Here is a 21,878-nt window from a genome sequence, read left to right on the forward strand (position 1 = left end):
CGATCGCGATTTTTAAGGAAGAATTTAGCACTTACTAAAAACTTAGTTTTCAATGTAAATCGTAAGTAAGTTGTAACAAACCAGACTCATAATTTTTGACATTTTTCAACTCAAGTTTTGTCTCGATACTCGTATCTTTAATAATTAGAGGAATACCATCTCCGAGGATAATTGGATGTATTGAAAGAATCAATCTATCTAGCAAATTATGCTTAAGAAAATAGTAAATTATTTCTGCAACTCCAACTAACCAAATGTCACCTTTGCTTTTTTGACGGAGATTATTAACAAATTCTACACTAGCTTGAATAAATTCTACATTTTGGTCTTTTTTCCCCGCATTAGTATTAGAAAAAACAAAGCCTTGTTTTCCTTGATAAGGATATTCACCAAAATCAAGGATTTGCTGATAGGTTTTATTTCCCATCAATACTGTATCAATTTGAGCAAAGAAATCATTATATCCATAATCTTCATCGATAAACAACCAATCTACTTCGCCAGATTTTCTTGCAATATATCCATCTAAGCTGGAAGCAATGAATAAAATAATTTTTGGCATATCTTTGTTATTGATAGGAGCTATAATTACTGAATGATAGTTGATTTTAGTTATTATTTTAGGAGGGCTTTAGCCCTCACTACGAACATTGAAATAATTACAAACAATTTCTAATAATAACTTAATTAAGCAATAGCTAAAACAGAATCTTGAACAACTTTCGGTAATTCAATTATTACAAAATAAGCCGCAGGATAAAGATAATCTTCTCCACTTTCATCAACTATTCTTAGATCGCCATCTTTGGTGGCTTCTTCATCATTTAAAACCACATCAATTTTATCTAATTCCCAAGAAGCAGGATAGTTTTGATTATTAATACAAACTGCAAATTGAGCTTCAGATTTGAAATAATTCATGGTTTTTAATCCAAATAAAATTTACGTTTTATCTCTTTTTTACCAATTCCATGAGCTTCATACCAGTGTAATTCAGCAACTCTAATCCTAGCATTATCAAGGCGAATTGTAACTACTCCTTTTAATACCATTCACCCAAAGCAATGCTATAAACGCATACCTGTAGAGACGTTGCATGCAACGTCTCTACACAAGATTATCTAGTGCTAACTGCAATAATTTCAATATTAGTAATTTCACTAATAATTGTAAAATTCATCTCTACGCAGAATTGTAAACTGAGAGTAAGAATTTAGGCTGAAAGTAAGTGATGAGATAACCGAGGAAAATGAGCAATAAAGCAGCAAGAATAATCGGGATAGCGAAAGGTAAATAAAACAAACGATCGCGCTCCTCTGCAAATAGTTTACCAACTCGGTTGTCAAATACAGCTAATTTCCCCTGCAATCCAGAAATCGGGTCATTTTCCGCGATTTTTTCTCCTAAAAGCTTTTTTTGCCAGTAGTAATCGTGTCCGATTAGTAAAAAGCGCCAGAAAAAGTGAGATAATCCAAAGGGAGGTGCGTGGGTTGCTCTTGCTTGGGGTTGTCTCCAAATCTGATAACCAAGACTACGCAAGTTGTAAGCGTGGATAGCGCAGTTTCCTCGATATAAAGGTAATTGCGTCGGAATAGGGTTTTTCAGGAAAAATTTGCGTCGGAAAGCAACATTGTTGAGGAAATATTGAGTAGTTTCGCGAAGTTGCTCCTCGTCAGAATAGTTGGGAAAGATGTATGCTAGAGCCATTGCTGTACCGTAGATTTTTTTTCCTCTGGTTTTGGTTTCTCCTGCAACTATCTGAATGTTTTCTTGGGTAAAGGGTGTGAGGAGATTTTCTAACCAATGGGTTTCATAGATACAGTCAGAGTCACAATAAACCAGTATTTCTCCGGTAGCTATTTCTGCACCGAAAATTTTCGCTTTGTAGTAATCAATTTCTAAAGGTGCGGAATGAATTTTTAGCCAAGGATACTCGATTTGTACGTTTTCAAGTAAGTTAGTTGGAGTGTCACCACTATCGATTAAAATGACTTCATTAGCAAGTTGAGGTGAGATAGTTTGCTGGGCTAGGGATGCTAAAGATTTCGCTAATCCATTGAGATCCGCATTGGCTAAATTTTCCGTTTCTAAAATCATTGAGAAACTGGGTAAGCTAGGGATTGTTTTTTTGCTTAACCGATCCATCAAAGACTCCTTTTTCTTAGTAGTAGTTAAGTAGTTGGGCGCAAATAAACCCAAAATAGGGTAGATTGGAGAGTATTTATCGCTTGGGGCGGATCTCGTCACCTGATGCTCACCAAAGACATTTTACGTCTAGTTTTGCGTAATTACTCACTATGACTCTAATTTACTTGCTACTGGGTTCTTCTTGGCAAATGGTAGCGATCGCGATCGCTACTGGTTTCTTGAGTGGGGGTAGTAGTGCGGCTTTAATTGCGCTGATGAGTCAAGCTGTAGGTAAGACTACTCCTTCTGTGTCTCTAGCTTGGGGTTTTGCAGGTTTGGCGATCGCCGCTTTGCTTTCTAGTATTATTACTCGTGTTTTACTAATTCGTCTCTCTCAGGATGCGATTTATCAGCTTCAGTTACGGCTGAGTCGTCAGATTCTCGCTTCTGAATTATCTCATCTCGAACGACTCGGTTCGCCACGACTCTTGGCAACTTTGACAGAAGATGTGCAAGTAATTTCTGATGCGGTTTACGTGCTACCGTTTTTGTGTATCAATGTGGCGATCGTCGTTGGCTGTTTGGTTTATATTACCTGGTTATCGTGGCAAGTAATGGCGATTATTACCTTTTTATCAGGATTCGCGATCGCTACTGCGGGAATTTTACTCAAACGAGGGAGAAAATTACTTGCTCAAGCGCGTCAACATCGCGATCGCCTTTTTCAACACTTCCAAACGATTACCGCAGGTATTAAAGAACTTAAACTACACAGCGATCGCCGTCAAGACTTTTTCCAGCAAGATTTAGAAGCAACTGCGGCTGAATGTCGTCGCGATTACGTGCGTGGTTTAACTTTATTTGCTACCAATGATAGTTGGGGTAAATCAATCTTCTTTTTTGCGATCGGAATTGTCTTATTCGCCCTTCCTCATTATTTTACAATCGACTTACAAATTCTTTCCGCCTACGTTTTGACGTTTACCTTTATTATCGGACCGCTCGAAAATATCGTCAACAAATTACCATTAATTACCAAAGCGAGTATTGCTTTGGAGAAAATCGAAGCTTTAAATTTATCTTTAGCTAGTAGCGCTGAAACAGCAGCAAATAACCAACTCAGCCAAATTAACCACACTTGGCATTTCCTAGAGCTAAAAGATGTCACCTATACTTATTACAGCGAATCAGAAGATACCAACTTTACTCTCGGTCCTTTAAACCTGAAACTAACACCAGGAGAACTTATTTTTATTATCGGCGGTAACGGTAGCGGCAAGTCTACATTTGCCAAACTCCTCACCGGGCTTTACCTTCCCGATACAGGCATAATTCAATTAGACGCAAACAAGATCGACTCTCATAACCGAGAATGGTATCGCCAGCATTTTACCGTCATTTTCAGTGATTTTTACTTGTTTGACAGACTGCTAGGATTTAGCCAACCAAATCTCGAAGCAAAAGCCCAAGCATACCTGAAACAACTACAACTCGATCGCAAAGTCAAGATCGAGCAAGGAAAACTTTCTACTACCGCTTTATCTCAAGGACAACGAAAACGATTAGCCTTATTAACAGCTTATCTCGAAGATCGCCCCATTTATTTATTTGATGAATGGGCAGCAGATCAAGATCCGATTTTCAAAGAAATTTTTTACACCGAATTACTACCTAGGCTACAACAACAGGGTAAAACAGTAATCGCGATCGCCCACGACGATCGCTACTTTTCGGTTGCATCTCGTTTGATTAAACTAGAATACGGCAAAATCCTCTACGATAAGGTGATTGGGAATTAGGGATTAGGGATTGGGGACTAGGAATTGGAGATTGAGGTATGTACCAGACGTTGTATGCAACGTCTTGACACCAGTAATCTGTTACCACGTACCTGCATTTACCAGTTATGAGTAGGGATTGGGAAGAGGGGGAAGAGGGGGGAGAGGGGGAGACAAGGAAGAGGGGGGAAACAAGGAAGAGGGGGGAGACTGATAACAGTTTACTGCTATTTCCCAATCCCCAGTCCCCAATCCCCAATCACCAATCCCCAATCACCAATCTTAAGCCATCACCTCATCAATCAGAGACAAAACTTCGCTGCGACTCAATTTTTCTTGACCAATTGCCATCGCATTCAAAGTTCCATAAGCTAAAGTCAGTGGTATTTTGCAAAAATCTAAAGCCGGACCTACAGGTAAAGCATTAGTATAAGCATCAGCAAAAGCGAGATTGCGACGAGCATACTCTTCTACCAAATCCGCACTCCAACCGTCAGGGAAAAAGTCTACACCTCGCTCTAAATCTTCTCTATGGTTGCGTAAAATATTGACTGCTTGTAAACCTCTGCCAAAACCAAGGGCGTGATTGCGGTTCGTTTGAGTGCCATCATACCAAGCCCAGAGATCCGATAAAAGCAATCCTACCGCTCCTGCAACACCAAAAGTATAGCGGTCTAAATCTGCTTCTGAGCGAATATCCCAGTTATTATCAGCCCAATAAGCCATGCGATCCGCCATTGCTGCGGTAGCATCCCAAATGCGCGGTGCAACAGCCACAGGAGCGAGTTTTGCCCATTCTCCAATCCGCAGGGTAACTTCTTCAAGTTCATCTGAGTTAGAGTCTAAACCTGTACCAAAAGCTTCGACACTAAAGTTATCTACTGCGGCTTGTAAATTCAGGCTAACCTGGCGTAACAATTGTGCTTTAGTAGCGTTAGTGATTTTCGGACTATCTTCAATTTCATCGATCGCCCGCATACAAAGATAAGCTGATGCTACTGCATCCTGGAGAATAGAGGGTAAACGATTAATCGGAATGTAGAAAGTTCTACTCGTTTTTTCTAGCATTCCTAATGCCTCTTCTCGCAAATTCATCGATTTCGCTCCTCACACAAAACTTGTGTAATAGCATAGTATGTCCCTCGCCTTATCTACCACCGATCTCAAATCGAAGGGTGTGGGTGTGGGAGGAAAACTAACCAAAGCCAAGATTGGGTAGCTCCGCCCTATCCTTGAGCGAAAATCAATAATCTAGAGCTATGTTATCTTGAGATTTGGCGATCGCTTTCGGCTACCCTAAAAAAGAAGTTATCCTCTTCTGGTAGTTATTATGACTCAACATGATTTTTTAATGTTAGTGCTGTTACTCAGTCCTGGGCTGTTGCTCTCGGTAGCGGTCATGTTTACTTTTGCTAAGGGTGGCTAATCTAGCCGCGCTCAATTGGCGATCGTTTACCCGCATTTACTAATTGTAGAGACGTTGCATGCAACGTCTCTACAACAATCCCCATACCACATTTTTATTGAATTGTCAAGCTAAAAACCAACAAAATCATCTATTCCTCTTAAGAAACGACGAAAAGGAAGATATTAAATCAAAAATCAGGATCGCTCAAAGTTTCATCTAATTCCATACGCTGTTCCATTTTCCGCAAAAAATAGCCTGTCATCATAGCGGAAGCGAGGAGATTAGCCAAATTTTCGCGATCGGTAGCAATTTGGACTTGAAAGTCACCCGCAGGCAAACCACCGACTAATCCCTCGACATTTTGGGCGATAATTTCCCTAATATTAGGAGTAGCCGACTGTGCAACTTGTTCTAATATTTCTGGGCTTTGCTGTTGAAGATATTCCCAAAGCGGGTTAGCTTCTTTTTCTTTAGCTTCGGAATTTCGGAAATCTGGGTCAAAAATCATTATGACGAGCGAGAGTTAAACTTGCTTACCTACTACTCTAAACTACCAAAGTAATTTGGTGCCAAGAAAAGGATAAATTTTTGGTTAGGATTGTTTTACCCGAGGGAGGACTTGAGAAAGTCGATCGACCTCAAAATACTGGTAAAACTTATCAGTTAATTCTAACCAATAAGAGCGACCTTCTTCTTGACGGCGTTTGCGGACAAAACCAAGTTCGACCAATTCTTGAACTTGCTGATAAGCACTGCTACCGCGTAAATCGATCAACTCCGTTTGTAAAATTTTACCTTTAAGAGCGATCGCGGCTAAAGTACGCAATGCGCCAGTTCCTAATTCTGCGGGAACGAGATTTTGTAACAACGCTTGAAAAGAAGAACGCAACTGAAGACTGTAGCCGGCGGGAGTTTCCACGACTTCAAGGGCGCTATCCCGACGAGCATAGTCCTCGATTAATTCTAACAAAGCATCGAGGGCGGCAGTGCGATCGCAGCCCGCCCAAGCAGCAATTTCAGCTACAGAAAGTGGTTTACCTTTAAGATAGAGAATGGCTTCGAGTTTGGTGGCTAATCGCATGGAAAATAGATGCTGAGATCTTTAATCTAACTTGCGTCCAGTAAGTTCGACGAAAATATCTTCGAGATTAGAGGGACGACTCATCATTCCGGTTTTATCAGGTAACGAGTCAAGATAAGCATTAGCATCAGCCAGAGTTGGGAAAAACCGTCCTTCAAGACGATCGGCAACTTGTTTAACCACTAATCCTTCTCCATACTTAGAACGCAATTCGGGCAGAGTACCCAGTTCGATTAGTTTACCAGTATTCATCACCCCAATGCGATCGCACAAGAATTCTACTTCTTCCATGTAGTGGGTAGTTAACAAAATCGTCATTCCCTGACGATTGAGATCGCGAATAATTTCCCAGAGACGACGGCGGTTTTGGGGATCGAGTCCCACAGTAGGTTCATCCAAAAATAAGACTTTCGGTTGATGTAATAACGCCCTGGCGATTTGTAAGCGGCGTTTCATTCCCCCAGAGAGATTTTTCGCCAACTCTTGACGGCGATCGCTAAGTTCGACATATTCTAACCATTGGTCGATTAATTTTTGTCGTCGCAGCTTAGGAATATGGTGCATTCGTCCGTGAAACTCCAAATTTTCCCAAACCGTCAAATCCCCATCAACGCTGGTTTGTTGTAAAACGACACCGATATTTTCCTTCACTCGCGCCGGATAGCTACTCACCTCAAAACCAGCCACCTCAATGTTACCTTGAGTCGGTCTAGTCAAAGTAATCAGCATCCGAATTGTCGTTGATTTTCCCGCACCATTGGGACCCAACAAACCAAACATTTCTCCTTCAGGGATATGGAAAGAGAGATCGTCCACAACGGGAACTTTATTGTAAACCTTGCGGACATTTTCGAGAGAAACAGCGATGTTGGTCATAGTGTGGTAGTGATAAAAATAGCAAAAGCGATCGCTAATTGATCGACTCCGAATCTTGATTCATTTCTTCGAGAGTTTTCCAACCAGCTAACCAAAGAGAACGATCCTTAAGTTGTTTCGCATTCAGCCAAAAACGGACATGAGGATCGCAAGAAGCGACCATTTCCGCAAAGACAAACTTACCTTGATTTTTGCGGTTAACGACTTCAAAATGTCGCCAGCCCCAAGTTTGTTGACAAGCTGTCCATTTTGAACCTACGAGATGAGGGAACTTTTGTTTCTTCGGCATAGGTAAGAGGCGTACCGCCAGGTCGGCGTAGCCATCGCGGCACTAACTAGCATACTACTGACCGAAGTAGCGTTTCTCTCGCGCTACCAAGTAAGCCGCAACTACACCACCGAAAAAGCCAAACAAATGTCCTTCCCAAGAAATTCCCTCTTGGATAGGTAAAACGCCCCAAATCAAGCCACCGTAAAGAAAACCCACCACGACAGACAAGAAAATCGAAGGTATATTGCGTTGAAATAAGCCTCTAAAGAGGAGAAAACCCAGATAACCAAAGATTACCCCACTCGCACCAATATGAAAACCTGGTGCGCCAAATAGCCAAACTCCCAACCCACCGATAAGCATTGAAAGTATAGTCACAACAAAAAAGTCACTCGTTTCTTGCAACATCACGAACCAACCCAAAACCAGAAATGGTAAGCTATTGGCAATTAAATGGGCAAAATCGCCATGTAGAAAAGGTGCCAACAAGATTCCTCGAAGTCCGATCGCGTGACGCGGTATAATTCCAAAGCGATCCAATCCACCTTGTAAAACAAAGCGATCGACAATTTCTGTAATCCAGAAAACAGCAACAGTTCCCGAAAGGATCGTAGCTTGGGTTTTCAGTTCTCTAGCGAGGGAAGATTTAGTTGGCTGACTGCTCATAATTTCTCCTGTTGGGATTGTCAAAGCATGATTTATTTCCAAGGTAACAAAGTAAATTCCTACTAAGTAGCTAGATCGCGATCGCGAAAATTGTCTACATTGAACAGATAGACATCCGCAATATCAACCTAGGCATCTCGTCTATCAACTGTTAAAGTCGAATCAGCATCAAAGCTAACGCGATCGCACTTCTTTTCTTACCTATGAAATTTCAAGGGTTTGCAGAAATTCAGCAACAAGAACTCTTCCTGCGTCATAATCAGGGGCTTTCTCAACTTATTACCATTCCTGGGCTGCAAAATGGCGATTTAATCCAAGTTTGTACCCGCGCTACCGAAATTGTCGCCGCGACTCTCGAAGTCGAACGAGTGGGGATTTGGTTCTACAATCGAGCCAAAACTTCAATTCGCTGCTGCGATTTGTACGAAAGTAATTTAGATCGTCATTCTCAAGGGACGGAATTGAGTGTAGCTTCTTACCCCATTTATTTCCAAGCTTTAGCAACCGAACAAGCCATAATTGCTGATGATGTTAACAATCATCCTAGTACCCAAGAGTTTAGGGAAGATTATTTTCAACCACAAAACATTGCTTCTACTCTTGACGCACCAATTATTCATCAAGGAGAATTGGTAGGAGTAGTTTGCACTGAAAAATTAGCAACGCCGAGACAGTGGCAAAGTCAAGATTTAAATTTAGTTATTTCTGTAGGTTTAGTCGTATCTCTCTGTTTAGAAACCCAATCGCGAATGTCAGTTTTAAACAAACTGAGAGATTCGCAGCAGATGTTGCAACTGGTAATAGATAATATTCCCCAAGCTATTTTTTGGAAAGATAAAAACTTAGTTTATCAAGGTTGCAATCAAACTTTTGCTCTTGATGCTGGATTAAAATCTGTAGCTGAAATTGTCGGTAAAACCGATTACGATTTACCTTGGACAAAAGCAGAAGCCGACTGTTATCGAGAGAACGATCGCCGCATCATCTCCACCAAAATCCCCGAATATCACATCATTGAGCCACAGTTGCAAGCTGGGAATAAACAAGCATGGGTAGATACCAGTAAAATTCCCCTCAACAATCGAGAAGGTGAAGTAATTGGTATTCTCGGTACCTATGAAGATATTACCGAACGCAAGCAAGCTGAGGAAAATTTACAAAAAAACAATCAAAAACTCGAACAAAGAGTTGCAGAAAGAACCCAAGAATTAAGCCGAATTAATCAACTGCTACAGTTGGTGATGGATAATATTCCCCAAGCAATTTTCTGGAAAGATACTAACTTAGTTTATCAAGGTTGCAATCAAAGTTTTGCTATTGATGCTGGTTGTCAGTCCCCAGCAGAAATTGTTGGCAAAACTGATTACGATCTACCTTGGAAAAAAGAAGAAACTGAATTTTATCAGCGATGCGATCGCCGCGCGATCGAGTCAAATACTCCGCTATATCACATTATTGAGTGCCAAACACAAGCAGATGGAAAACAAGCTTGGTTAGATACAAATAAGGTTCCTTTACACAACGAAAAAGGCGAAGTAATCGGCATTCTCGGTACTTATGAAGATATTACCGAACGCCAACAAGCCGAGTTAGCGCTACAACAAAGCCAAGCCAGATTACAAACAAAAGCCCAACAAGAAGAATTACTAAATCAGCTTTCTCATCAAATTCGTCAGTCTTTAGATTTAGAGCAAATCTTGACTACAGCAGTGCAAGAAATTTACAAACAATTAGGTGTAGATCGCTGTATTTTTAGCTGGTTTCATCCAGGAAATCCGGCATCATGGGAGGTAGTTAAAGAAGCTAAAAAACCGGAATTACCTAGCTTTATTGGAGAATATCCTGATAGTTTAGAGAATTTTAACTTAGTAGAAAGACTTTTACAACTAGAAGTAATTAGGGAAGACAATTTAGCAGCTAGTAGCGAAACTGGTTTTCGCTTGCTTTATGAAGAATGGGGCTGTCGCTCGGTGATTTTGTTACCAATCAAAACAATAGAGGAAGATTTAGGGGTTTTGAGTTTTGGGAACTATCAAAATCAACGAAATTGGACAGAAGGTGAGATCGAGTTGATGTTAGGGGTACGAGATCGACTCGCGATCGCGATCAAACAAGCAAAACTTTACAATCGTGCTAAGGAAAGAGCGGTACAATTAGAAAAAGCACTATCCGAACTCAGTCGCAAAAAACTGCAACTTGTCCAAGCAGAAAAAATGTCTAGTTTAGGACAAATGGTTGCCGGATTAGCCCACGAAATCAACAACCCAGTTAGTTTTATTCACGGTAATCTTACTCATTTGAGCGGCTATACTCAAGATTTACTAGATTTAGTCGCACTCTACGAACAGAAGTTTCCCCATCCCGGTGAAGATATTGAACTCAAAATCGAGGAGATTGACTTAGAATTTCTGCGAGAAGATTTATTAAATATCGTTGATTCAATTCAGGTAGGAACCGATCGCATTTGTGAAATCATTCGTTCTTTGCGTACTTTCAGCCGTCTCGATGAAGCAGAACTCAAACCGGCTGATATTCATGAAGGTTTATCTTCAACTCTATTAATTTTACAACATCGTCTCAAAGCTCACGGCTCCCGTCCCAAAATTGAAGTGATTAAGGAATATGGTAAATTACCGTTAGTAGATTGTTATCCGGGAGCGCTTAATCAAGTATTCATGAATTTACTAGCAAACGCGATCGAAGCGATCGAAGAAGCGTTTACGAACTCAGAACTATCCGGAAATTCTTATCGAGGAACAATTCGCATTCGCAGCGAAGTAATCGATCGCAAAATAGTCAAAATTACTATTGCTGATAATGGTTCCGGAATTTCGCCAGAAGCAATTCCCCAGTTATTCGATCCTTTCTTTACCACTAAACCAATTGGTAAAGGTACGGGTTTAGGATTATCTATTTCTCATTCAATTATTGTCGATCGCCACGGCGGTTCTCTCACTTGTAAATCTAACTTAGGCGTTGGGACTGAGTTTATCGTCCAAATTCCTCTACGTCATCCGGAATGTACTTAACAATAATCACAAAAAACAGCTTTATTTCTAACTTATTGAGAATTGCTATAGATGATTTACTTGTTTATTTTGTCATTGATTAAGATAAAAATATGGAAAGAGGATTATTATGGTTGCCCTTGCTGATAGCATTTTTCTGGTTAGCCTGGGCAGGTTGGAACGAATACCAAAAAATCGAAGCCTACAAGCACTGGGCAGAAAGTTTCGAGCAAGCAAAATATGATATTTATGCAGTTTTGGGTCAAAAGGGTAAAATAATAACTTGGGGAAGGCCGACGCGTCGGGAACCTGTGGAGATAGAAAGTTTTTCTCTGGATGATGTAGAATCAATTAATTTGTTAGTAGACGATCGACGAATTAATTCAGAAGAAGCGCCCAGTAAAGGAAAGCCCAGTTTAGAGTTTATTTTCGCGAAGCAAGATAAGTCAATGAAAGTTCCTTTTACCGATATTTCCCTGGCAGCGAAATGGCAGAGTTACTTACAAAAGTTGCATTGGAAATCGGACGATGATCTTGGGAATTGATGATTTTATCGCGGGTATTTCTCGAGACGTTGCCGGCAACGTCTCGAGAAATTAATAAGAAAGGTAAATATTACCAAATTAGCTTATGATTCCCGTCCTGATGCCCAAAGATCGCGCCATTTAACAGTACCTTCAGTTGCAAGTACCCAGCGACGGCAAACTAAATTTTCTCGCAAAGGTGACATTCCTGCACGTAAGAGAACGTATTTGTAACTAATTAATTTACCTGCACTTTCATCAAAGGGAATTTCATTGAACCAAGTGTTTTGATTAATGTATTCTAGTTGGTATGCTTGGGCAATATCCCAATTACCTAATTCTGGACAATCCCCAATCACAGCAACAATTTCCCCGGGTTTAGTTTGCACGCCGTTTAGTTGCGCCCGGACAATAATTTTTCCTTTGACTCGTTCGCCAACATGACTGAAAACAATTACTTCTTTTGCACCTAGTTCGAGGTTGTCAAGGTGGCTATTTTTGACTTCGTACTTATCGCGAGATAAAACATCAGTGTGTTCGCCATCTGGTAACTCGGTTTCTACTGATTCTAAAGTAACAGCTTCCCCTTTATTCATAGCAACAAATAATACTGAATCTCGATAACGTCGCACGTAGCAATAAACGTCAGGAGTAATATATTTTTGCCATTGACTTCCTAAAGAAACTGCTGGATTCAGTCGTCGTAAACCAGAAAGTAAGCGCAGATCGCGATAAATTTGGGTTTCTGTATCCCAACTATCCATCATAGGACGGTTGTAGGGATCGTTGTTACCGTAAGGATTGCGATCGCTATTAGTATCGTCGTGCAAATATTGTTCTGTACCGTAATAAATACAAGGAATACCACGGGAAGTCATGACTAAAATCACTGCCAAACGTAAGATATCTGGATCGGGATTTAACGTTTGGAAGCGATACATATCGTGATTATCGATAAAGGTAATTAATTCGGTGGCGCTGTTGTAACGATAATCAAGATTGAGAATGTCTTGGATGAGATGAAATCCTCCTTCTGCGTTTATTCCTAATCCTTGACGGATTGCCATACATAAGCCAAAGTCAAGGATTGTCATGCCAGAATTGTTAACAAATTCGACGGAAAGATCGCTTTCGGGATGACTGTTAATCCATTCGCCAAAGATGAAAATATCTGGTTTGTGGTTTTGAATATCGGCGTTGAATTCTTGCCAAAACCAAATTGGCATATGCTTGACAGTATCGATTCGCAAAGCATCAATTCCTCTGTCTATCCATTGTTTAATTGCTGCTTTGATGTAGTTGCGATATTCAATATTGTTTTCGTTAAAAGTGGCTAATCCTGATAGTTCGCAGTTTTTTACTTGCCACTCGTCTTCCCAATTTGTTACTTCGCCGTAGTGATGATACCACCATTTACCTTCGTCTTCGTTAAAGTCAGCAATTTTTACGCCGTCGTCGTAGAGAATGCCTTTTCTACCGCTTATATCCGGATTGCTGTGGTTGCAAACAATATCCAAAATTAATTTCATGTTGCGCTGGTGTATTTCGGCGATTAATCGATCGAAAATTGTGTTTTTTGCTTCTTGTGTTTTGTTGAGCGATGGGTTATCATTTTTATTAATAAAACGAGGATTAATGCGCTTAAAGTCTTTTGTCCAATAGCCATGAATAGCAGCGCTTTCAATAAATAAAGCTTCGATTTGCTCGAATAAAGGTGTTAGCCAAATCGCGGTAATTCCTAGGTTTTTGAGGTAGTCGAGTTTGTCGATTACTCCTTGTAAATCGCCGCCCCAGTATTTACCCCATTCTTGTTTATCAGGGTCGTATAATTCTGGGTTAGGTCCGGCATTGTTTTCTGGATCGCCATCACAAAAACGATCGACGACGAGAAAGTAAATTGTTTCTTGACGAAATTCGATATCTCTAGTGTAGAGAAATTCTAAATCAATATCGATTTCTGGGGTAGTTTCACCGACAAGAGCTTCGACTTCAGCTTCAGATGCGACTTTGCTGGCTTGATACTGAGATGAGGAAGCATGAGGAGAAGTATTAACCATAAAAGCTCCAAAAAAGGCGATCGCTGTTTATTATCTCACTAAGTTTGGGTAAGCGCATCCGTACTACTGGAAACATCCTCTACAGTTTCCCCTAATTACACCGACTTCTTTAGCCTGCTTGGATATTGATGATCGATGCTAAAAACCTTGATTTTATAAGAATGTTCGATGTTGATAAAAGGTTGTCATTATCGCTATAAAACTGATAGCTTGAAATAAGCTAACTATCACTATCAGAGGTGTATTTATGAATCCAGATGAACTTTTAAGCAAATATGCCGATGGAGAAAGAGATTTTTCTTCAGTTCAATTTATTGAAGCCGATTTTGCTAAAGTTAATCTTAGTCGCGCTGATTTTACTGGTGCTAAACTGTCTGGCGTGAGGTTTTTTCAAGCTAATTTGAGCCGTGCAGTTTTCCTCAATGCTGACTTACGAGAAGCTGATTTGGAAGGTGCCGAACTCCCGGCAACTGACCTCAGTACAGCCGATTTAATGGGGGCTAATTTGAGCGGTGCTAATCTTAGTTTTGCTGATTTGACTGGTGCGGATCTACGTCGCTCTAATTTGATGGTTGCTAAGTTAATTAATGCTAATCTTGTGGGAGTTAATTTCACGAGAAGCTTTTTGATTGGTGCTAATCTGCGCGGAGCTAATTTAATGGGGGCAAATCTTAGCAGTTCTAATCTTAGTCAAGCTTATTTGTGCGAAGCCGATTTGCGCGAGGCAAACTTGGAAAAAGCTAATTTACAGCGAGCTTTGTACAACGAAAAAACTCGGTTTCCGGAAGGATTTAATCCTCCGAAAGCGGGTGCTTTTTGTCTTGCTCCTCAAGTTAATCTTACAGGGGAAAATTTTAGTGGCGTTGATATCCCTGGAGTTAATTTACAGGGAGCTAATTTGGCTTATATAGATATGAGAAAGGCAAATTTACTTTGGGCTAATTTGAGTGGTGCTAATTTGAATGGTGCTAATTTGAGTGGTGCTAATTTGAGTGGCGCTAATCTCTTAGGAGCTAATATTACTGATGTTAATTTAGAAGGAGCAAATTTGAGCGGTGCAACAATGCCTGATGGGGTTGTCCACGCTGTTAGTCAGAAGCGAATGCCTGCTAAAAAAATTAAGCATAAATGATTTTTTGATTGGCAATTATTTCCTTGACAAAATTACGAGTTTCTGTATAAAAATATTTAATATTCTAAGTATTTAGACCGAATTTATTAATTTTATTCGCTCTCTATTTCTACAAGTTTGTTTTTGGCAGATAAACCAGATTTTATTCGCACTTGACATTTTCTGACGGAAAATTTTTCAGCTAACAATTCAATTAATTCTTGATTCGCTTTTCCATCTCTGGGAGGAGATTTTAAACGTACTGTCAAACTTCCATCTGCTGCCGATTCGATTTTTTGATTTTTCGAGTTAGGTTTAACTTTAACTTGAATTTTCATAATTTAAATTTGCTTAGTTTTTCGGGAATTACAAATCAATTTTAGCCATAACCAGCCCAAGAAACAACCGATAACATAGTGAGGAAAATCCCACCAAACAAAGGTTGTCCCAAGTAACATTTTACCAAGAAAAGTTGCTCTGACCGCAGCTAAAATTGGTGTTTGCCAAAGTTGGAGAAATTCTAAAGCACAAGTGACACCAAAAACCCAGAAAGTAAGGGTAATTATGGCTTTTCGTTTCGGGATGAAAAAAAAGCCAAATAAACACCAAAAGATTTCGTATAAAATTGCACCGCCATAGTCATTTACCCACCAAGCGCCGATGCCATTATAGAATTTGGAATATAGACCGATTGGTGTCACAATTATTAGCGACCAGAGGGTGAGTAAGCGGCGATGAGTTAAAAAAGATTGCATTGAATTAGCTGAGGGCGAAATTTGGATAAGTGAGAGAGACGTTGCAGAAAACTGACGTCTCTCTATCAGCTATCAGGCAGGGTAAGAGTTGTAGCGCGTTGGCACTTCATAGCAGTTTCTCTAGCAATACGTTTATATGAAACTGCATACACGAAAACCAACATCACGGTATATGATATCATCCTTTCTCAAATCGTCATTACGGTTGGCAGAGCGAGATCGAAAAACGTTGCTTTTCCAGCCTCCGCCTCGAATTGGGGCGTATTCATCATTGCCTCCAATTCTAGACTTGCCATCGTTAAAAGAAAGGCGATACTTTAACTAAATGCTGAGGAAAATCCTCAGCACCATTCCCCGTACTGCCCATCATAAATTATCCACCAGGAATAGCTACCATTTCCAAAGTTATATTATTCCCTAAGTCTTCGGTGAACACCTGGGCTTGTTTCTTCTCTGTAGCTATAATTTCTCCCATCATCTGGCGCACCTTTCGTTTTATGTGGAAATTTCTCATGCTATGACTAGACACTTATCTTGCGATCGGGTTACTCCCTGACGCTTAAACCGTAGTTTTGGCAAATAGATCGCGCTTCTGCAATGACGCGATCGCGCACACTCTGGGGTGCAACCACAATACAGTTCTTACCATAGGCGCGGACTTCTCTTAGTAGCCAATAGGTACTAGAAATACGACGAGTAATGATTCTCAAGTCTTCCTCTCGTCGATCGTCAACATCATTGGGCTTCGGTTCATAGGCAGTTGTGAGTCTATCTAAAAAGTGTAATTGCACTTCAATGGTATCTAACCCATCTCGCCATGTTCCCGAAGTAGGAGTTGTAACTAAGTTCTGAATCCGATCTAAGCGAAATGTCCAATTGTGCTGCAACTCAGGAATATCTTTATTTCCCTCGGTTTCCTCACTCCAAATTTCGAGGTAATACCGCTTCTCACGAAAGCGGATTTTAGCATAGCAGACGGTAAATTCCCAATCTTTTTGAGTAGTGTCACGGTAGTACAGGCGAAAGGGTTGGCGATTGGCAATATGCCGATCCAGGATAATCCGCCACGCTTCCATCGGCTGACTAACACGCTCTAAAAGAGCTTGACGCAAGGGAGGTTCCGGGTTTCCACATTCTAGGATTAGTGCAGCTAGGGTTTGCGCTTCCCCAATGTAGCCGGAATCTACCAGGACACTGGTAGCTTGTTCGAGGGACTGCACTTGCACTTCGTTGAGTTGGAAGGGGGGACTGAGGGAAAATTGGTCTTGCGCGATCGCGACAATCAACCCCGATACGCTGGGTCTGTCACCCCACATAATATCAAGGCGGGTGGCAATTCTCTCTAGTTGTTCTTTTGTTCCTGGGGGAATGGATAAGGTTAATGTTTCTGTTTTTCTAGGCATTCTCGATTTACACTTGCACTCTCAGGAAATATCTGTCATATTAGCAATAGTACAAATGCAGTAAGTAAGCGACAACCCGATGAGGATAACACTGCTACCCCTATTTTCTAGGCAAAACCCCGATTCACAGCACTGCCCTCTAGGATGTCAGGGTCAGTGCAAAATCAAGCAAATCTCCCAACTTGGTCAAGATTCCCCTGCACCTTGTCCTTTGTCGTTGCACCAAGTGGAAACCTACAGGAAAGTAAGTGATTCAACCTTAGAAGCGAAAGTTATTTTCAATACAGCATTTACCAATGACGGAAAATCATTAGGAGCTTATTTACCCGCTTTCCTCCATAAGAAATATCGCATTCTTGGCTTATATCCCACCATTGAGCTTGTACGCGATCAAAAATATCAGCTTGAGAACTATCATCAACTTGTCAAATTAAATCCGCACAAGCGAGTCGATAGTTTATATGGTGCAGAGTTAGGTCGTCGGGTTGAGCAAAATAAAGCTACGGGAAGACGGGGAAGTAGGTTTAGCGAATTAAGAAAAGCGATTGGAAACCGACGCATTATCTTAACCAACCCTGATATTTTTCACCTCATTACCCATCTGAGTTATCCAAATCTAACCTATTCACCCGATTACTTACTATATACTCTGACCCAAACACCAGATTTATACTTTGCTGATGAATTTCACATTTTTGGAGAACACCAGGAAACCGCATTGATTAACAGTATGCTGTTGCTGCGTCATAGTCGCGAACAATCGCGTCCCCTGCGTTTTCTCTTCACCTCTGCAACTGCTAATGCTAACTTTGTGGAACAGTTAAAGAAATCTGGGTTTACCGTTGAGACAGTTCAAGGAGAGTATCTTAGTAAAGACCGAGAAGATGCGCCATTAGGATACCGTCAAATTAGTGAACGCATTGAACTCCATTTTGAAGAAGTTGAACAAGATAGTAATTCTCTTGACTGGCTGAATTTAAATCTTGAAAAAATTGCCCAAATCTTGAAGGATGAGAAACCCCGTAAAGGTCGAGGGTTAGTTATTCTTAATTCTATGGCGCGAGTGCATCGGGTCGTCAGTCAGTTAAAGCAGAAATTAGAACCAGAGATTTTAGTCCGAGAAGTTAGCGGAATTGTAGGCGACCAGGAAAGAAGCAAAACCCGTGAAGAATTAGAAAATACACCCAAACCTATTTTAATTGTCGGAACATCTGCGGTTGATGTAGGGGTTGATTTTGAAGTTCACTTACTTATTTTTGAAACCACCGACCTTTCTACGTTTTTACAACGTTTGGGTCGTTTGGGTCGTCGTTCTGGCTTTTCTCAATATCAAGCCTTTGTTTTAATTCCCAGTTGGATGAAGTGGATTTGGCAGAAAATCCAAGCTGAACTACAAGAAAATAACTTAGTTGACCGCCACCAATTTAATACCGAAATTGCAGCGAACGTTTTCAATTCACCTCCAACTTTTGAACAGTATCGTTATTACTGGGGAGGTTTACAAGCACAAGGAATGTTAAACGCTTTGAAAGGAGAAACAGTTAAGGGAAAAACACGAGGAAAAGAACGGAAGGAATTAAAAGCAAGAACCCAAAAACTGCGGGAATCTGTCACCAATGATTTATGTCATATTTACGGCGAACGTTTCCAAAATAAGGAAAGACAATGGTTTGCAATTTTTCAATCTGTCCGTGACGAACTCCTTCACTTTCGGGGAAGTTCAACCCTACAAGCTGCGGTTTGGGATGAAAACCAATCTCGCTTTTATACCTACGACCTTTTACGACTCCTTCCTCATACGGAAGTTGAGGTGATTAGCAAAAAAGATTTTTTCACTGCTTTAGAAACAGCGAATCGCTCAACCTTTGAGTTTAATGAACGTTATCTTAAAATTTATCTCAGATTAACTCGCTGGTTAGAAATAGGTGAGCCATTCTCTCTAAAATTAGAAACTGATTGTTTGACACGAGAACTTGAAATTTGCACTTTAACTGAACTTGAAGGACTATTTCTTTCAGGACATCCCCAACAAACTGCTTTAAATCAAGCCTTAGAAGACTTAGAATTTCTCAGCTTTCTTGTTCCGGTTGCTAAAGACCCCCGAAGCCACTGGAAAATTAGAAATACTCTATTTTTACCCCCAACTTTTGGAGTTCACCGCTTAATTGATAGCCAGGATAAAGCCTATGCTTGTGCATTTAATCAAGATGCACTTTTGCTGGAATCTTTGAAGTGGAAAATTGACCGTTGTACCCATAGTAACCCTTATATCTTTTAACCATGACGACTCTCTTACAAAGACTTCTCATCGAAACCCTCCCTAAATCTGAAAAGGAATCTGTGCTTGGTGAGTTTATTCAAACTATTTTACCCGCCGTTGAACGAGAATTTTCAGTTCCTGCAATGGGAGGTACAGAAGACAAATTCTCAAAGAATGCAGACCAAAGTTTGATGGTTCATGTCCTAAATGGACTCATTACCGCTTGGAACTTGAGTAAAGAATTAGACGAAGAACTTAGCGAAGAAGAAGCGCGGTTATTATGTCTAGGTTTCACCCTCCATGACTATGACAAATATAACCACTACTGTCCTATACAACCCCCTCCTGAACTACAAGAAACCGATAAAATTGTTAATCTTTGTTATCAACTTGCCCAAAAATTAAATTTTGCAAAATTTTGGGAAGACTGGGAAGATTATCTGTTAGATATTTGCTTCCTTGCACAAAACACACAGGGGAAATGGGGAAGTAATCTAGATTCTCGACAATGGGAAAACGAACGCACTTTTCAAATTGCATTTCCTGAACGTTTGCGACTCTGTGAATTACTCCGATTTGGTGATATTGCAGTTCATATCCAAGACCCAGCAGAAGTAAGGTTTTTAACCAGTACAGGTCAATCTCTGCAAGCCTGTTTAGACCAACTCGAAATTGAGAAAGTCCTGGTTTATCATCGCTTGCGGGATTGTCGTGGTTTAATCACTAATCATATTCATAATGCAGTCACTCAATTCGTCACTGAAAAGGGTTGGATACCAATTATTTATTTTGCAGATGGCGTAGTATATCTTGCACCAGAAACTTATGAAGTTCCAAGTTTAACAGATATTCAAAATACAGCTTGGCAACGGATTCTTAAGGGAAATTTTAAGTATAACGAAGATGGTTTAGAGTCTTATATTATAAGAGGAGAAACTGGATTTGTAAGAGGACGTGAAGGTTTAAAAGCAGCCCCTTTAGCCTTTGAGCTATTTACTCCATTCGATTTACTTTGCCAACTTCCAAAGATAATAAAAACTAAGATAAATAACTCTAAAGCCTCCGATCGCTTAGAAGCAAGGAAACTGTCTTTGTCTCAACCGGAAAAAGAAAGACTAAATTTATATGCTGATGTTTGGGCAGATCGTATTGCAGAATTTATAACATTTGTACAAAGAAAATTTTTTCAAGAGCCTGGAAAACGTAAGTTATTTGTCAACTGGGTATTAGGAAAGCTAAATTTAGAGAAAATATTTTCTTACGAACAAACTCAAATTGAATCTGGAGGTAATAACTACGGATGGTATTGGGTAGCAACTCATTTCCTTGCAGAGAATAAGTTCGATCGACACCCCGATTCAGAGATATTGACTAAATTTCTTAATGATCTGGGTTATGAGCTTGCAGATTGGGCAAACAAAAATGATTATCTCCCAGAATATTTTAGTCCGACTCATCAGTCTTTTAACAGTTACTTAGCCAGCTATTTGGAGTTGTCAGGTTGGGAAGGAAAAAATCCTAATTTCGAGGAAGAACTTAGTGCATATACAGTAGCTAAATCCCCAAATAACTGGATCTGCTCTCTAAGTAGCGGAGAATTTGTTGCAGAGGAACAGTTGGTAACGATGGTTTTATTCCAACCGCAACTTTACAGTAACAAAAATGTACTTGGAGGTCGCCAAATAAAACGAGGGATTTCTAAAATTTGGTCATTAGAAATGCTATTACGTCAGACTGAATGGTCTGTACCTATGGGAAAAAATTTTGAAAAGAAAAGACCAGTTTTTCTCTATATTTTTCCAGCTTACGTTTACTCTCCCCAAACTGCTACAGCTATCAAAATATTAGCTAAACAAATGGAACGCATAAGTCTGTGGGATGTACACAAACATCGGGATGATTTACAAAATCTTCCTTGGCAAGGCAGAAAACCTAAAGCAGGGCGGTTTGACGAAAATTATGTGACTACAGAAATGCCTTTTGTAGCAATTCACATGATGACTCCTCCACCCAAGGGTAAAGATGACAAACCCACTGTGACAGAATCGTGGGTTGAACCTTTGTTTAAAGCCTTAGCTTTACCACAACTGCTAGGTGTGAAAGTTGTTGTAACTCCTAGTCCAGAAATCCTTTATAGCAGTGATAAAGACTTTCTAGAATCCGTCAAACTTGATGGTGTCCCTGACTTCTGGACGTTACTTGGGTTTGATAGTTCGTTGCGGATACAAGACATTAAACCTGCTTTAGAAAAATTGCTGGTTATCTACAGCATACATTTGGACAACCGTAGTAGCAAAAAAGATGCCCGTTGGTCAGCGTTAAATAGCACCGTTAGGGAGGTGATAACTGATGTTTTAAATGTGTTCGCGATCGCACAACAAGGACTCCGCAGTCAAAAACATGAACCCTTACCCGAAGAAGTTAAACAATACTGGCAATTTGCCGATCTATTAGCCCAAGGAGACTCAATGAAAGAAAATCGACTCAAATTAACTAAACGCTTAGTCAGCGAATATCGCTACTTTTATCAAGTCCGAATTAGCGAATCGAGTC

The 21,878-nt window shown here is 40.3% G+C and carries 19 protein-coding genes; 6 read left to right on the forward strand and 13 right to left on the reverse strand.

Annotation, left to right across the window (positions count from 1 at the left end; translation table 11 throughout):
* Positions 1-49: 49 nt before the first annotated feature.
* The 3 genes from G3T18_RS17845 to G3T18_RS17855 all read right to left on the reverse strand — a co-directional run bounded on the left by G3T18_RS17845 (position 50) and on the right by G3T18_RS17855 (position 2,145).
* Positions 50-562: a dihydrofolate reductase family protein gene (locus tag G3T18_RS17845; protein ID WP_224411934.1), complete on the reverse strand. Its 513-nt coding sequence runs from the start codon at positions 560-562 to the stop codon at positions 50-52.
* Positions 563-687: 125 nt separating this feature from the next.
* Positions 688-921, reverse strand: a complete 234-nt coding sequence (locus tag G3T18_RS17850) for a hypothetical protein (RefSeq protein ID WP_224411935.1) — start codon at positions 919-921, stop codon at positions 688-690.
* A 261-nt stretch (positions 922-1,182) separates the two neighbouring features.
* A complete protein-coding gene (locus G3T18_RS17855) occupies positions 1,183-2,145 on the reverse strand; it encodes a glycosyltransferase (RefSeq protein ID WP_224411936.1) in 963 nt (320 codons plus the stop codon).
* A 152-nt stretch (positions 2,146-2,297) separates the two neighbouring features.
* Between G3T18_RS17855 and G3T18_RS17860 the strand changes: the two genes are divergently transcribed.
* Positions 2,298-3,926 carry a cyclic peptide export ABC transporter gene (locus G3T18_RS17860; protein WP_224411937.1) on the forward strand — a complete coding sequence of 543 codons (1,629 nt, stop codon included), beginning with the start codon at positions 2,298-2,300 and terminating at the stop codon, positions 3,924-3,926.
* 261 nt (positions 3,927-4,187) lie between these two features.
* Here G3T18_RS17860 and G3T18_RS17865 read toward each other — a convergent pair whose 3' ends face one another.
* The 6 genes from G3T18_RS17865 to G3T18_RS17890 all read right to left on the reverse strand — a co-directional run bounded on the left by G3T18_RS17865 (position 4,188) and on the right by G3T18_RS17890 (position 8,207).
* On the reverse strand, positions 4,188-5,000 hold the full coding sequence (locus G3T18_RS17865; protein ID WP_224411938.1) for a squalene/phytoene synthase family protein: 813 nt from the start codon (positions 4,998-5,000) through the stop codon (positions 4,188-4,190).
* Positions 5,001-5,500: 500 nt separating this feature from the next.
* Complete coding sequence (locus G3T18_RS17870; RefSeq protein WP_224411939.1) at positions 5,501-5,821, reverse strand: DUF760 domain-containing protein; 321 nt, start codon at positions 5,819-5,821, stop codon at positions 5,501-5,503.
* Between the two features lie 84 nt (positions 5,822-5,905).
* Positions 5,906-6,394 (reverse strand): SMC-Scp complex subunit ScpB, encoded by a 489-nt coding sequence (scpB, locus tag G3T18_RS17875; protein WP_224411940.1) that lies wholly within the window; start codon positions 6,392-6,394, stop codon positions 5,906-5,908.
* Between the two features lie 21 nt (positions 6,395-6,415).
* A complete protein-coding gene (locus tag G3T18_RS17880) occupies positions 6,416-7,270 on the reverse strand; it encodes an ABC transporter ATP-binding protein (protein WP_224411941.1) in 855 nt (284 codons plus the stop codon).
* Positions 7,271-7,304: 34 nt separating this feature from the next.
* Complete coding sequence (locus G3T18_RS17885) at positions 7,305-7,559, reverse strand: TIGR02450 family Trp-rich protein (protein WP_224411942.1); 255 nt, start codon at positions 7,557-7,559, stop codon at positions 7,305-7,307.
* A 54-nt stretch (positions 7,560-7,613) separates the two neighbouring features.
* Positions 7,614-8,207, reverse strand: coding sequence for a rhomboid family intramembrane serine protease (locus G3T18_RS17890; protein WP_224411943.1), 594 nt, complete (start codon positions 8,205-8,207; stop codon positions 7,614-7,616).
* A 203-nt stretch (positions 8,208-8,410) separates the two neighbouring features.
* Between G3T18_RS17890 and G3T18_RS17895 the strand changes: the two genes are divergently transcribed.
* Together G3T18_RS17895 and G3T18_RS17900 are read left to right on the forward strand one after the other, a co-directional pair.
* A complete protein-coding gene (locus G3T18_RS17895; protein WP_224411944.1) occupies positions 8,411-11,236 on the forward strand; it encodes a PAS domain-containing protein in 2,826 nt (941 codons plus the stop codon).
* Positions 11,237-11,328: 92 nt separating this feature from the next.
* Positions 11,329-11,760: a hypothetical protein gene (locus G3T18_RS17900; RefSeq protein WP_224411945.1), complete on the forward strand. Its 432-nt coding sequence runs from the start codon at positions 11,329-11,331 to the stop codon at positions 11,758-11,760.
* An 83-nt stretch (positions 11,761-11,843) separates the two neighbouring features.
* Here G3T18_RS17900 and G3T18_RS17905 read toward each other — a convergent pair whose 3' ends face one another.
* The gene (locus G3T18_RS17905; protein ID WP_224411946.1) at positions 11,844-13,796 is read right to left on the reverse strand and encodes an alpha-amylase family glycosyl hydrolase; all 1,953 of its coding nucleotides are present in this window, start codon (positions 13,794-13,796) and stop codon (positions 11,844-11,846) included.
* Positions 13,797-14,043: 247 nt separating this feature from the next.
* On the opposite strand from G3T18_RS17905, the gene G3T18_RS17910 reads away from it, so the two are divergent.
* Positions 14,044-14,928, forward strand: coding sequence for a pentapeptide repeat-containing protein (locus tag G3T18_RS17910; RefSeq protein WP_224411947.1), 885 nt, complete (start codon positions 14,044-14,046; stop codon positions 14,926-14,928).
* Between the two features lie 92 nt (positions 14,929-15,020).
* On the opposite strand, the gene G3T18_RS17915 is transcribed toward G3T18_RS17910, so the two are convergent.
* From G3T18_RS17915 to G3T18_RS17925, 3 genes are all read right to left on the reverse strand, one after another.
* A complete protein-coding gene (locus G3T18_RS17915; RefSeq protein WP_224411948.1) occupies positions 15,021-15,245 on the reverse strand; it encodes a DUF167 domain-containing protein in 225 nt (74 codons plus the stop codon).
* A 3-nt stretch (positions 15,246-15,248) separates the two neighbouring features.
* Positions 15,249-15,662 carry a ribosomal maturation YjgA family protein gene (locus G3T18_RS17920; RefSeq protein ID WP_224411949.1) on the reverse strand — a complete coding sequence of 138 codons (414 nt, stop codon included), beginning with the start codon at positions 15,660-15,662 and terminating at the stop codon, positions 15,249-15,251.
* A 545-nt stretch (positions 15,663-16,207) separates the two neighbouring features.
* The gene (locus G3T18_RS17925; RefSeq protein WP_224411950.1) at positions 16,208-17,065 is read right to left on the reverse strand and encodes a helix-turn-helix transcriptional regulator; all 858 of its coding nucleotides are present in this window, start codon (positions 17,063-17,065) and stop codon (positions 16,208-16,210) included.
* Between the two features lie 79 nt (positions 17,066-17,144).
* On the opposite strand from G3T18_RS17925, the gene cas3 reads away from it, so the two are divergent.
* Together cas3 and cas10d are read left to right on the forward strand one after the other, a co-directional pair.
* Positions 17,145-19,343: a type I-D CRISPR-associated helicase Cas3' gene (gene cas3, locus G3T18_RS17930; protein ID WP_224411951.1), complete on the forward strand. Its 2,199-nt coding sequence runs from the start codon at positions 17,145-17,147 to the stop codon at positions 19,341-19,343.
* Positions 19,344-19,345: 2 nt separating this feature from the next.
* On the forward strand, positions 19,346-21,878 hold a 2,533-nt coding region (gene cas10d, locus G3T18_RS17935), incomplete at its 3' end, for a type I-D CRISPR-associated protein Cas10d/Csc3 (protein WP_224411952.1).

The sequence above is a fragment of the Oscillatoria salina IIICB1 genome, from assembly GCF_020144665.1.
Classification (GTDB): Bacteria; Cyanobacteriota; Cyanobacteriia; order Cyanobacteriales; family SIO1D9; genus IIICB1.